The 12,694-nt window shown below is 73.2% G+C and carries 11 protein-coding genes and 1 pseudogene; 8 read left to right on the top strand and 4 right to left on the bottom strand.

Going from position 1 to position 12,694, the window contains the following annotated elements; translation table 11 throughout:
- Nucleotides 1-311, top strand: a 311-nt coding sequence (locus AB0O00_RS18095) for a nitronate monooxygenase (RefSeq protein ID WP_363652873.1), incomplete at its 5' end; no start/stop codon positions are given.
- A 6-nt stretch (nucleotides 312-317) separates the two neighbouring features.
- On the opposite strand, the gene AB0O00_RS18090 is transcribed toward AB0O00_RS18095, so the two are convergent.
- On the bottom strand, nucleotides 318-1,766 hold the full coding sequence (locus AB0O00_RS18090) for an aminopeptidase P family protein (RefSeq protein WP_363652872.1): 1,449 nt from the start codon (nucleotides 1,764-1,766) through the stop codon (nucleotides 318-320).
- A 152-nt stretch (nucleotides 1,767-1,918) separates the two neighbouring features.
- Between AB0O00_RS18090 and AB0O00_RS18085 the strand changes: the two genes are divergently transcribed.
- The 5 genes from AB0O00_RS18085 to AB0O00_RS18065 are packed head-to-tail and all read left to right on the top strand — an operon-like array spanning nucleotide 1,919 to nucleotide 7,599.
- Nucleotides 1,919-3,670, top strand: a complete 1,752-nt coding sequence (locus AB0O00_RS18085) for an ABC transporter substrate-binding protein (protein WP_363652870.1) — start codon at nucleotides 1,919-1,921, stop codon at nucleotides 3,668-3,670.
- Nucleotides 3,671-3,681: 11 nt separating this feature from the next.
- Entirely contained in the window at nucleotides 3,682-4,641 is a 960-nt protein-coding gene (locus AB0O00_RS18080; protein ID WP_363652868.1) for an ABC transporter permease, read from the top strand.
- Nucleotides 4,638-5,624 (top strand): ABC transporter permease, encoded by a 987-nt coding sequence (locus AB0O00_RS18075; RefSeq protein WP_363652866.1) that lies wholly within the window; start codon nucleotides 4,638-4,640, stop codon nucleotides 5,622-5,624. Before AB0O00_RS18080 ends, AB0O00_RS18075 begins: the two co-directional genes overlap by 4 nt.
- Nucleotides 5,624-6,622 carry an ABC transporter ATP-binding protein gene (locus AB0O00_RS18070; protein WP_363652864.1) on the top strand — a complete coding sequence of 333 codons (999 nt, stop codon included), beginning with the start codon at nucleotides 5,624-5,626 and terminating at the stop codon, nucleotides 6,620-6,622. The genes AB0O00_RS18075 and AB0O00_RS18070 overlap by 1 nt, the downstream gene beginning before the upstream one ends.
- Complete coding sequence (locus tag AB0O00_RS18065; RefSeq protein ID WP_363652862.1) at nucleotides 6,622-7,599, top strand: oligopeptide/dipeptide ABC transporter ATP-binding protein; 978 nt, start codon at nucleotides 6,622-6,624, stop codon at nucleotides 7,597-7,599. The genes AB0O00_RS18070 and AB0O00_RS18065 overlap by 1 nt, the downstream gene beginning before the upstream one ends.
- A 67-nt stretch (nucleotides 7,600-7,666) precedes the next feature.
- On the opposite strand, the gene soxR is transcribed toward AB0O00_RS18065, so the two are convergent.
- Nucleotides 7,667-8,122 carry a redox-sensitive transcriptional activator SoxR gene (gene soxR, locus AB0O00_RS18060; RefSeq protein ID WP_363652861.1) on the bottom strand — a complete coding sequence of 152 codons (456 nt, stop codon included), beginning with the start codon at nucleotides 8,120-8,122 and terminating at the stop codon, nucleotides 7,667-7,669.
- Between the two features lie 59 nt (nucleotides 8,123-8,181).
- Between soxR and AB0O00_RS18055 the strand changes: the two genes are divergently transcribed.
- Nucleotides 8,182-9,633, top strand: coding sequence for an MFS transporter (locus AB0O00_RS18055; protein ID WP_363652859.1), 1,452 nt, complete (start codon nucleotides 8,182-8,184; stop codon nucleotides 9,631-9,633).
- Between the two features lie 58 nt (nucleotides 9,634-9,691).
- On the opposite strand, the gene AB0O00_RS18050 is transcribed toward AB0O00_RS18055, so the two are convergent.
- Both AB0O00_RS18050 and AB0O00_RS18045 read right to left on the bottom strand, forming a co-directional pair.
- The gene (locus tag AB0O00_RS18050) at nucleotides 9,692-10,069 is read right to left on the bottom strand and encodes a YrdB family protein (RefSeq protein ID WP_363652857.1); all 378 of its coding nucleotides are present in this window, start codon (nucleotides 10,067-10,069) and stop codon (nucleotides 9,692-9,694) included.
- A gap of 87 nt (nucleotides 10,070-10,156) precedes the next feature.
- Nucleotides 10,157-12,226, bottom strand: a complete 2,070-nt coding sequence (locus AB0O00_RS18045) for a prolyl oligopeptidase family serine peptidase (RefSeq protein ID WP_363652855.1) — start codon at nucleotides 12,224-12,226, stop codon at nucleotides 10,157-10,159.
- An 85-nt stretch (nucleotides 12,227-12,311) separates the two neighbouring features.
- On the opposite strand from AB0O00_RS18045, the pseudogene AB0O00_RS18040 reads away from it, so the two are divergent.
- Nucleotides 12,312-12,694, top strand: a pseudogene (locus AB0O00_RS18040) (aminotransferase); the annotation flags it as partial.

The following is a 12,694-nucleotide window of genomic DNA, read 5'->3' as shown; positions in this document are numbered from 1 at the left end:
CGGACGAGTCCGGCGCGTCGCAGGCCCACCGGTCGGCGCTGGTCGACCTGCCGGAGACCGTCGTCACCCGCGCCTTCACCGGCCGCCCGGCCCGCGGCCTGCGCAACGCCTTCATCGACCGTTACGGCCCCTACGCCCCGCCCGCCTACCCCGAGGTCCACCACCTCACCAGCCCCCTCCGTGCTGCCGCCACCCGCCGCGCCGACACCCGGGCGATGCACCTGTGGGCCGGCACGGCCCACCGCCTGACCCGCCCGGGCCCGGCGGAGCAGCTCGTCACCGACCTCTGGCGCGCGGCGCAGGAGGCGTAAAGGTTTCTACCGCAGCAGGTCGGCCATCCAGGATTCGATGGCCTTGGGGGTCCTCGGGAGGGCGCCGGACATCAGGTGGGCGCCGTCGGCGGTGATGACGAGGTCGTCCTCGATGCGGATGCCCAGGCCGCGGAGTTCCAGGGGGAGGGTCTCGTCGTCGGGCTGGAGGTAGAGGCCGGGTTCGACGGTGAGGACCATGCCTTCCTCCAGGGTGCCGTCGAGGTAGCGGTCGGCGCGGGCCTTGGCGCAGTCGTGGTAGTCGAGGCCGAGCATGTGGCCGCTGCCGCAGAGGGTGTAGCGGCGGTGGAGGCCGCTGTCCTCGGCGAGGTCCCGGTCGGCGGGGATGCGCAGGACGCCCCAGTCGGCGAGGCCCTCGGCGATGACCCGCATCGCGGCGCGGTGGAAGTCGCGGTAGCGGGCGCCGGGGCGCAGGGCGGCGATGCCGGCGCTCTGGGCGGCTAGGACGAGGTCGTAGGCCTGGCGCTGGACGGGGGTGAAGGTGCCGCTCAGGGGCAGGGTGCGGGTGATGTCGGCGGAGTAGAGGGTGTCGGTCTCGACGCCGGCGTCGAGCAGGAGCAGGGCGCCGGGGTCGAGGGCGCCGTCGTTGCGGATCCAGTGCAGGACGCAGGCGTGGGCGCCGGAGGCGGCGATGGTGGTGTAGGCGGTGCCGTTGCCCTCGGCGCGGGCGCGGAGGTCGAAGACGCCCTCGATCCAGCGTTCGCCGCGCGGGTGGCGCAGTGCGGTGGGCAGGGCGCGGACGACGTCCTCGAAGCCCAGGACGGTGTGGTCGACGGCGAGTTGGAGCTGTTCGACCTCCCAGGTGTCCTTGACCAGGCGCAACTCCGAGAGGACGGCGGCCAGTTCGGCGTCCGGGAGGGGATCGCGGCTCGGCAGGGAGGCGTCGACGGCGGGGTCGGTGCCGGCCAGGACGCGGGTGGGCGGCTGCGGTCCGGTGAACAGCTTGGCGAGGTCGTCGAGGTGTTCGGTGCGCAGGCCGGTGAGGGCGGCGGCCTCGGCGAGGTCGGGGCGGCGGCCGACCCAGAACTCGCCGTAGCGGCGGTCGCGGTAGAACTCGGCGCCGTCGCGCGGGGAGCGGGGGCGCAGGTGGAGCACGGCCTCGTGTCCGCAGGGGCCGGCGGGTTCGAGGACGAGGACGTGGTCGGCCTGGTCCTCGCCGGTGAGCCCGGTGAGCCAGGCGTACGCGCTGTGCGGGCGGAAGCGGTGGTCGAGGTCGTTGCAGCGGACCTTGAGCCGTCCGGCGGGGACGATCAGCCGTTCGCCGGGGAACGCGGCGGAGAGCCGGGCGCGCCGTCCGGGGAAGCGGTCGTGGCCGGGCACGCGGCGGTCGGCGGGCAGGGGTGTGGGGGCCCACCGCGTGGCCATGAAGGCGTCGAGGGCGGGGGAGACGGGGAGGTCGTGGCTCCCGGTGTTGAGGTCGGCTTGACGGCTGGTCACCGGTGAACTCCTCGGTGCGGCACGGGTGGTAGGGCGCCGGACACAGCTCGGTAACGGGCGGCGCAGGCTCTTGTGCAGTGCAATTTCACATTACTATGTTACGGGTCACACAGCGGAGCGGCCAGACCCGGCCCCCACAGCGGAGTTGCAACATGACCAGGCGCACCCACGCCGCGCTCGCGGCAGCCCTCGCGGCGACCCTCACCCTCGGCCTCGGGGCCTGCACGAACGACAAGAGCGACAGCGGCGGTGACGACCGGGCCGCGAGCACCAAGGCCCCCGGCGCCGCCTCCGGAACGATCGTCGGCGGCACCCCGGTCAAGGGCGGCACCCTGACCGTCCTGTCCAACCAGGACTTCGCCCACCTCGACCCGGCCCGCAACTGGACCATGCCGAACATGGACTTCGGCATCCGGCTGCTCTACCGCACCCTGGTCACCTTCAAGGCCGAGCCGGGCGCGGCCGGCAGCGAGATCGTCCCCGACCTCGCCACCGACCTCGGCCGCCCCTCGGACGGCGGGAAGACCTGGAGCTTCACCCTCAAGGACGGCGTCAAGTACGAGGACGGCACACCCATCAAGGCCGCCGACATCAAGTACAACGTCGAGCGCTCCTTCGCCCCGGACCTCACCGGCGGCCCCGACTACGCGCAGCAGTACCTGGCCGGCGGCGAGAACTACAAGGGCCCGCTGGGCGGCGAGCACCTGGCGAGCATCGAGACCCCGGACGACAAGACCGTCGTCTTCCACCTCAAGCGCCCGGTCGCCGAGTTCTCGTACACCGCGACCCTGCCGACCTTCGCGCCCGTGCCGCAGTCCCAGGACAAGGGCACGCAGTACGACCTGCGCCCGTTCTCCTCCGGCCCGTACAAGATCGAGACCTACGACCGCGGCAAGCAGCTCACCCTCGTGCGCAACGCCAGCTGGGACCCGGCCACCGACCCGGTCCGCAAGGCCTACCCGGACAAGATCGTGGTCGTCCAGGGCCTGAAGGGCGGGCAGGTCGACGACCGGATCATCGCGAGCGAGGGCGCGGACGCCTCCTCCGTCGAGTGGTCCACGCTGCGCCCGGAGTCCGTCCCCAAGGTGCTGCCCAAGGCGGACGTGAAGAACCGGCTGGTCGCCGAGCAGCAGGGCTGCACCGACATGCTCTTCCCCAACAACTCCAAGGCGCCGTTCGACGACCCGAAGGTCCGCGAGGCGCTGATGTACGCGGTGGACCGGGACGCCCAGGTCACCGCGTACGGCGGACCGGCGATGGCCGACGAGGCCACCTCGTACCTGCCGCCCGCGCTGACCGGCGGCGCCAAGCAGGACACCATGAAGATCGCCGCGACCGGCGACCCGGCCAAGGCCAAGCAACTGCTCCAGGAGGCCGGCAAGAGCGACCTCAAGGTCTCGCTGACCGTCTCCTCCGGCGACAAGACCCGGGCCGAGGCGCTCCAGCAGTCGCTCGCCAAGGCCGGGATCCAGGCCACCATCACCACCGCCGACCCGTCCGTCTACTACGACACCATCGGCGACACCAAGAACGCGCCGGACCTGGCGATCTCCGGCTGGTGTCCGGACTACCCGTCCGGCGCCACCTTCCTGCCGATGGTCTTCGACGGCCGCACCATCAAGGAGAAGGGCAACCAGGGCAACGTCGAGCAGTTCCGCGACCAGGCCACCTCGGAGCGGATCGACCAGATCAACGCCATGGGCGACATCGGCGAGGCCAACAAGGCCTGGCTGCAGCTCAACGACGACCTGATGAAGAAGGCGCCGGCCGTGCCGCTGCTGTGGCAGCGCCGCCCGCTGCTGGTCGGCACCAACGTGGCCGGGGCCTTCGGCCACCCGGTGTGGACCGGGCAGTTCGACTTCGCGACCATCGGTCTCAAGGACCCCTCCAAGAGCCAGGGCTGAGGGACCGTCCGATGACTGCCACCCTTGAGCCCGCCGCCGCGCAGGTCGCGGCGGCGGGCCCCGCGAAGGCCGCCGGGCGCGGGCCCTGGCGGCTGGTCTGGGACCGGCTGTGGGCGAAGGCGCCGGCCAGGTTCGGCCTGGTCACCGTCGCCCTCCTGGTCCTGCTGGCCGCGCTGGCCGGCCCGCTGAGCGCGCTCGGCGGCTGGTCCCCCGAGGAGTTCGACAAACGGGCCATCGACCCGTACCTCGGCGGCCTGCCGATCGGCGACTTCGGCGGGATCGGCACCCGGCACTGGCTGGGCGTCGAACCCGCCACCGGGCGCGACCTGTTCGCCCGGGTCCTGCACGGCGGCCAGGTCTCGCTGCTGATCGCGTTCACCGCCACCGCGGTCGTCGTGGCCACCGGCACCCTGATCGGGATCGCCGCCGGCTACTTCGGCGGCCGCACCGACGCCGTGCTCTCCCGGCTGATGGACCTCACCATGTCGTTCCCGTCGCTGATCTTCATGATCTCGATGATGTCGGTGGCCAAGGACGTCAACCGTATCCTGCTGATCACCCTGGTCATCGGCCTGTTCACATGGCCGGGCATCGCCCGCGTCGTCCGCGGCCAGACCCTCTCGCTCAAGCACCGCGAATACGTCGAGGCCGCCAAGGTCGGCGGCGCCGGCTCCTGGCGGATCCTCACCCGCGAGATCCTGCCCAACGTCTCGGGACCGATCATCGCCTACACGACGCTGCTCGTCCCCGGCATGATCGCCACCGAGGCCGCGCTCAGCTACCTCGGCGTGGGCGTGCGCCCGCCGACCCCCTCGTGGGGCCAGATGATCGCCGAGAGCATCAGCTTCTACGAGACCGACCCGACGTACTTCCTCATCCCGACGGCCTTCCTGTTCCTCGCCGTCCTCGCCTTCACCCTGCTCGGCGACGCGCTGCGCGACATCCTCGACCCCCGAGGAGGCCGGTCGTGACGCTCTACCTCGGCCGCCGCCTGCTCGGCACGGTCGGCATCCTGCTGGCCGTCTGCGCCATCACCTTCACCATCTTCTACCTGCTGCCCTCGGACCCGGCCGTCGCGGCCTGCGGCAAGACCTGCAGCCCCGAGCGGATCGCCGAGGTCAAGGCCGCGATGGGCCTGGACAAGCCGGTCTGGGAGCAGTTCGCCACCTACATCACCGGCATCTTCGCCGGCCGCGACTACGGCAGCGGCCCCAGCGCCGTGCACTGCGGCTTCCCGTGCCTCGGCTACTCGTACGAGTACTCGCTGCCGGTCTGGGACCTGCTCACCGACCGGCTGCCGGTCTCCGTCTCGCTCGCGCTCGGCGCGGCCGTGCTCTGGCTGGCCCTCGGCCTCGGCGCGGGCGTCACCTCGGCGCTGCGCAAGGGCTCGGCCGTCGACCGCACGCTGATGGTGTTCTCGGTCGGCGCCGCGTCGCTGCCGGTCTACTTCACCTCGATCATGCTGATCTGGGGCGTCGTCAGGACGGCCGGACTGCTGCCCTACCCGGCCTACCACACGCTGGCCGACGGACCGCTGGAGTGGGCCTCCAACCTGCTCCTGCCCTGGATCGCCCTCGCCCTGCTCTACGCGGCCATGTACGCCCGGCAGAGCCGCAACTCGATGATCGAGGCGATGGCGGAGCCGTACATCCGCACCGCCCGTGCCAAGGGACTGCCGGGCCTGACCGTCACCGTCAAGCACGGGCTGCGCTCCGGGATGACGCCGATCCTGACCATCTTCGGCATGGACCTCGGCGGGCTGCTGGCCGGCGCCGTCATCACCGAGTCCATCTTCGGACTGCCCGGCGTCGGACGGCTCTTCTACGACGCGCTGGTCCGCTCCGACCAGCCGGTCATCCTCGGCGTCACCCTGCTCGCGGCCTCCTTCATCGTCGCGGCGAACCTGCTGGTCGACCTGCTCTACGCGTTCGTCGACCCGAGAGTGAGGTACTGATGACCGTCCTGTTGGAAGTCGACGACCTCAAGGTTTCCTTCGACACCCCCCGCGGCACCGTCCGGGCCGTCGACGGCATCTCCTTCGCCGTCGACGCCGGACGCACGCTCGGCCTGGTCGGCGAGTCCGGCAGCGGCAAGTCCGTCACCTCGCTCGCCGTCATGGGCCTGCACCGCGGCGCGGCCGTCACCGGCTCGATCCGGCTCGACGGGCGGGAGCTCAACGGGCTCGGCGAACGGGAGCTCGGCACCGTCCGCGGCCGGCGGATCGCGATGATCTTCCAGGACCCGCTGTCCAGCCTGCACCCCTTCTACACCGTCGGCGAGCAGATCGCCGAGCACTACCGCGTGCACTTCAAGGCCTCCCGCAAGGCCGGCCGCCGGCGCGCCGTCGAGATGCTCACCGAGGTCGGCATCCCCGAACCCGCCCGCCGCGTCGACGAGTACCCGCACCAGTTCTCCGGCGGCATGCGCCAGCGCGTCATGATCGCCATGGCGCTCGCCTGCGAACCCGACCTGCTGATCGCCGACGAGCCGACCACCGCGCTCGACGTCACCGTGCAGGCGCAGATCCTCGACCTGATCGCCCGGATCCAGCAGGAGCGCGGCCTCGGCGTCGTCATGATCACCCACGACCTCGGCGTCGTCGCCCGGGTCGCCCACGAGGTGCTCGTCATGTACGGCGGACGGGCCGCCGAACAGGCCCCGGTGGACCGGCTGTTCGCCACCCCCGCCCACCCCTACACCCGCGGCCTGCTCGACTCCCTGCCCCGCCTCGACGACACCGACGACGCCCCGCTGCGCGCCATCCCCGGCAGCCCGCCGTCGCTGATCGCCCCCGCCCCCGGCTGCTCCTTCGCGCCGCGCTGCGCCCGCACCACCGCCGCGACCGCCGACGAGCACGCCCGCTGCCTGGCCGAGCGCCCCGTCCTGGGCCCGCTCGGCCCCGGCCACCAGGCCGCCTGCCACCTGCCGCTGGTGCCGGAAGAGGTCGTGTGATGGCTGAAACCCTGCTTTCCGTACGGGACTTGGTGAAGACGTTCCCGGGGCGCCGGGGCCGTACGGGCCGTCCGGGGGCGCCGGTGCGGGCCGTCGACGGGGTCTCCTTCGACGTCGGCCGGGGCGAGACGCTGGGCCTGGTCGGCGAGTCCGGCTGCGGCAAGTCCACCACCGGGCGGATGATCGTCCGGCTGCTCGACCCGACCGCGGGCACCGTCACCTTCGACGGCACCGAGATCGGCGGCCTGTCCCAGTCCCAACTGCGCCCGCACCGGCGGCACTTGCAGATGGTCTTCCAGGACCCGTACTCCTCGCTCAACCCCCGCCAGACGGTGGCCCGGATCATCTCCGAGCCGCTGCTGGTCCAGGGGGCGGGCGCGGCGGAGGCGCGCAAGCGGGCCGGCGAGTTGATGGAGCTGGTCGGGCTGATCCCGGAGCACCTCGACCGCTACCCGCACGAGTTCTCCGGCGGCCAGGCGCAGCGCATCGGCATCGCCCGGTCGCTGGCAACCTCGCCGAAGCTGGTGATCGCGGACGAGCCGGTGTCCGCGCTCGACGTGTCGATCCAGGCCCAAGTCGTCAATCTGATGGAGGAGTTGCAGCGCGAGCTGGGCCTCGCGTACGTGTTCATCGCGCACGACCTGTCGGTGGTGAAGCGGGTGTGCGACCGGGTCGCGGTGATGTACCTGGGCCGGATCGTGGAGATCGGCGACAAGGCCGAGGTGTACGGCAGCCCCGCGCACCCGTACACGAAGGCGCTGCTGTCGGCGGTGCCGTTGCCCGATCCGGCGGCGGAGCGGCGGCGCGAGCGGATCGTGCTGCTGGGGGATCCGCCGAGCCCGGCGAACCCGCCGTCCGGCTGCACGTTCCATCCGCGCTGTCCGAAGGCGCAGGAGGTGTGCCGCACGGAGCGGCCGCTGCTGAAGATCGCCGGTCCGGGCGGCCGGGAGGCGGCCTGCCACTTCCCGGAGGCCTGACCGGCTGCAGACCCCCGGTCGGGCGCGGTGGGGACCCACGAGGGCCGCGCCCGGCCGGGTACCAGCCCTAGCCGGAGAGCGGCGGCAGCCGGCGCGGGCCCGGCCCCTCGGCGGCGAGTTCGTCGCCGGGGTTGAGCACCCGGCAGCGGCGCAGCGACACGCAGCCGCAGCCGATGCAGCCGGTGAGCTCCGACTCCAGGCGTTCCAGTTCGGCGCGGCGGATCCGCAGTTGCTCGGCCCACTTGGTGGAGATGCGCTCCCAGTCGCGCTTGCTGGGCATCCGGTCCTCGGGCAGTGCGGCGAAGACCTCGGCTACCTCGGACAGCGGGATGCCGAGCCGCTTGGCGACCAGGACGAGGGAGAGCCGGCGCAGCACGTGCCGGCGGTAGCGGCGCTGGTTGCCGGTGGTGCGTTCGGAGGAGATCAGCCCCTGTTCCTCGTAGAAGCGCACCGCCGAGGTGGCGATCCCGGCCCGCCGGGCCACCTCGCCGACGCTCAGCAGGTCGACCGGTGCGGTGTCCATGGCGGCTCCTCCTGGCGCTCCTTGACTTCAAGCCCTGTTGAAGATCTAGCGTACCGGACGTGATCGAATCAGTCGCGAAGCAGAGCCCCGAAGTCCGTACCGAACAGGGAAGTTACGAATCCGAACGATTGCCGCCCGGGCCCCCGGCGGGCTGGCGCGAACTCTTCTCCCTGCAGTTCGCGGCGCCGGCGTCGATCCTCGCGGGCGGGGTCGCGCTGTATGCGATGAACCTCTACTTCACCGCCGCGCTGATGCCGTCGATCGTGGCCGACATCGGTGGCGCCCGGTACTACGCGTGGGTGGCCACCGGTTTCCTGATGGCGGCCGTGATCGCCTCGATGCTGGTCAGCCGGCTGTTGGAGCGGCTGGGCGCGGCGCGCGCCTACGTCCTCGGGTTCCTGGTCTTCGGCGCGGGCGCCGTCCTCAACGCGGCCAGTCCGTCGATGGAGGCGCTGATCGTCGGCCGGGTGGTGCAGGGCCTCGGCGGCGGCCTGGTGGCCGGGCTCGGCTTCGCCGTCATCCGCAGCGCGCTGCCGGAGCGGCTGTGGACCCGGGCGGCCGGGCTGGTCTCGGCGATGTGGGGCGTCGGCACGCTGGTCGGGCCGTCGCTGGGCGGGCTCTTCGCCCAGCTGGGCGCGTGGCGCTGGGCGTACGTGCTGCTGCTGGTCGCCGCGCTGGGGCTGGCGGCGCTGGCCCGCCGGGTGCTGCCGGGCCGGTCGGGCGCGGGGTCGGGGGCCGGGCCGGTGCCGCTGCCGTCGCTGGTGCTGCTGTCGCTCGCGGCGGCGGCGTTCAGCGTCAGCTCGACGGTGCCACGCGGGTGGGCCACCGGGGTGTCGATCGCGGTGGGCGTCCTGCTGCTGGCCGGGTTCGTCGGCGTCGAGCGCGGCCGGGCGGCGACCGTGCTGCCGCGCCAGACGTACCGGGCGGGCAACCGCCTGAAGTGGCTCTACCTGACGGTCGCGGTGCTGTGCGGGGGCGTGATCCCGGAGAACTTCATCCCGTTGTTCGGCCAGGAACTGGGCGGGCTCGGCCCGCTGGTCGCCGGGTTCCTCGGCGCGGCGGTGTCGGCCGGCTGGACGTCGGCGCAGCTGTTCAGCGTCGGCATCGTCTCCGCCCGCGGCCGGGCCCGGGCGATCCGCACCGGCCCGGTGGTGCTGACGGCCGGCCTGCTGGCGTACGGGCTGCTGCAGACGGCGGACGCCTCCGGGGCGCGCGTGGTGCTGTGGGCGGGGGTGCTGTTCGTGGCCGGTACGGGCATCGGGCTGGCGTTCCCGCACCTGAGCGTGGCGGCGATGAGCAGCAGCGCGGACCCGGCCGAGGGCGGCAAGGCGGCCGCGGCGCTCAGCACGACGCAGCTCATCGCGTTCGCGGTGATGTCGGCGGTGTCCGGGACGATGATCAGCCTGGGTGGGGACAGCATGCTGGCCTCGGCCCGGTACATGACCTTCGGCATCGCGGCGATCACGCTGTTCGGTGTCGTGAGCGCGGCCCTCACCGCCCGTCGGCGGTGAGGCCGCAGGAGCGGCCCCGGGTCCCTTTTCGTCGGGGGGACCCGGGGCTCTCGCCGTTCTAGCGGGTGGTGTACTCCACGGCCGTGGTGACCACCGCGAGCACGGCGTACACCGTCCCGAGCGTGGTGCGGCCGGTGGCGTACAGGGCCAGGGCGCCCGCGCCGAGGACCACGAGCTTGAGGACGATCTCGGCGGCGAGCGGCAGCCGGTACCTGGGTCCGCCCGCGGCCAGGAACAGGCCCCAGACGGTCGCCGCGAGGGCGGGCGCGCCGATCCCGAGGAGCAGCCGGGCGCCGAGGTTGCCGCCGGTCTTGAACCCCCAGTAGCAGAGCGCCGCGAGCAGCGCGAGCTCCAGTCCGAAGGCGACCCCGCCGTTGACGGCGGTCAGCGGCGTCCACTGGCGCTGGTTGATCGGGCCAGGTCTCTGGATCTTCATCTCGTGCGCTCCCCGTGTCGCTCCGCCGCCCGGACCGGGCGGTGATCACGGGGAGTGTGGCAGTCCGGTCCGGCGGAACTCAATGGATCAGCCCAAAGTCTCCCGGAGGAAGGCGAGTTCGGCCTGGGCGATCTGCTCGCCCACTCCGCCGGGCGTCATGTGCGTGACGCCGGGCAGCGGCAGGACGCGGTGCGGGCGGCCCGCCCGGGTGAGCGCGCGGGAGAGCTGCAGCGTGTGCGAGGGGTGGACGTTGTCGTCGGCCAGCCCGTGGATCAGCAGCAGCGGGCGGGTCAGCGCGGGGGCGTCGGCGATCAGGCAGTCGTCGGCGTAGCCCTCCGGGTTGTCGTGCGGCAGGCCGAGGTAGCGCTCGGTGTAGGCGGTGTCGTACTGCCGGAAGTCGGTGGGCGGGGCGCCCGCGCTGGCGGTGTGGAAGACGTCCGGGCGGCGCAGCACGGCGAGCGCGGCGAAGTAGCCGCCGTACGACCAGCCGCGCACACCGACCCGGCCGAGGTCGAGGTCGGGGTGGCGCTCGGCGAGGGCGTGCAGCGCGGCCACCTGGTCGTCGAGGGCCACCTGGGAGAAGCAGCGGAAGATCGCCCGGGTGAAGCCGGGGGAGACGAATGGGGTGCCGCGGTTGTCGGTGGTGACGACGGCGAAGCCCTGGTCGGCCCACCACTGGCGGAGCTGCCAGCGGCGCGGCTCGCTCGCGACGGCCTGGAAGCCGGGGCCGCCGTAGACGTCGAGGAGGACGGGCAGGCGGCGGCCGGGGACGTGGTCGCGCGGGTACACGACGGCGGTGGGCAGGGCGAGTTCGGTGACCCGGGCCAGCTGGGGACGGACGCGCAGCGGAAGGGTGGCGCTCAGGTCGGTGAGCGGGAGTTCGCGGCCGTCGGGCAGCCACAGCGTGCGGCGGACGCCGTCGGGGGTGGCCGAGGTGAGCAGCAGGGTGCCGGCGGCGGCGAGGGCGGAGTGGACGCCGGGGCCGCCGCTGAGCCGCTCGGGCGGGCCGCCGTCCGGGTCGACGAGGTGGACGTGCTGGTCGGCCGGGTCGCCGTCGGTGGTCTCGCAGAGCAGCCGGCCGTGCAGGCCGCCGGTCACCCGGCGGATCTGCAGGCCGGTGGTGTCGAGCGGCTTGCCGTCGAGGGCGAGGCCGCGGGCGTCCGGGGTGTCGTGGGCGGTGAGGAGGCGGCCGTCGGGGAGCCGGGCCGGGGTGCCGGGCAGGTCGTCGACCCAGAATTCGTCGGTGGTGCGGGAGAGTTCGCGGGTCTCGCCGGTGCCGGGGTCGGCGGTGAGCAGCAGGACGTTCTGCTGGAGGCGGTCGGCGACGGTCAGCAGGATCTCGTCGTCGGAGGCCCATCGCGCATCGCAGACGTACGGGAACGCCTGTGCGTCCCAGCGGAGTTGTGTGCGGCGACGGTCCAGGCCGAGGACCCACAGCCGGACGTCGGCGTTCGGGCCGCCGGCCTGCGGGTAGGCGAAGTCCTCGGCGGGCAGGCCGGGTTGGGCCGGATCGGCGAAGTACCGCCGGGGCAGGGCGGATTCGTCCACCCGGGCGGCGAGCAGCGCGCCGCCGTCCGGGCGCCACCAGTGGCCGCGGGAGCGGCCGAGCTCCTCGGCGGCGGCGAACTCGGCGACGCCCCAGCGGGCTCCGTCGGCGGGGGAGAGGGGCGCGAGGTCCGGGGTGACGTACAGCGCGTCGTCCGCGACGTAGGCGACGCGCGCGCCGGTGGCGTCCGGGCGGGGGTCGAACGCGGGCCCTGCGGTGGGCAGTTCGGTGCCGACGCCGGTGGCGGTGTCGACCCGGAAGAGCCGGCCGTCGAGGGCGAACACGGCGACGGCGAGGTCGGCGGTGGCCGCGTACGTGCCGATGCCGGGGGCGGCCAGGCGGGTCCGTTCGCGCAGCCGGCGTTCGACGGCGGGCAGGTCGTCGCGGTGGCCGGTGCGGCCGGGGGCGAGTGCGGCGGGATCGGCGACGAGGCGCTCGGCACTGGTCTCGGTGTCGAGCAGGTACAGGCGCTCGACCGGATCTTCCGGACCGGCCGAGCGGAGCAGCAGCAGCCGGGTACCGTCCTCGCTGAGCGTGGTCGCACGCGGGGCACCGAAGGCGAACCGGCCGGTTCGGGCGCTGAGGGTGAGGAAGGGGTCCGTGATGGTCATCGCCCGATGGTGGCCGGACGGCGCCTTGCCGGGCCAGGGGTACGTCATGTGAAATGTCACACAACACCAGCAGGAGGAGAGTGCAGTGACCGAGGACCTGCCGACCGTCGAACCCCCCGCGCCGCTGGCCGAGGCCGACGGGCTGTTCGGCCTCTCGACGGACGCGGCGCACCTGAACCACGGCTCGTACGGCGCCGTGCCGCTGCCCGTCCAGCGGGTGCAGGAGCGGCTGCGCACCGAGCACGAGCTCGACCCGGACGACTTCTTCGCCGACCTGCCCGCCCGGATCGCCGCCGCCCGCGTCCGGATCGCCGCCGAGCTCGGCACCGACGCCGAGCGCCTCGCGCTGGTCACCAACGTCACCGAGGCGGTCGCGGTCGCCCTGGACACCGTCCCGCTCGTACCCGGCGACCGCGTCCTCGTCACCGACCACGGCTACGGCGCCGTCACCCGGGCGGTCGCCCGCCG

Source organism: Kitasatospora sp. NPDC093558 (assembly GCF_040683475.1).
Lineage (GTDB): Bacteria > Actinomycetota > Actinomycetes > Streptomycetales > Streptomycetaceae > Kitasatospora.
Note: the sequence above shows the minus strand (reverse complement) of the source record. Positions and strands in the feature narration are given on the sequence as shown.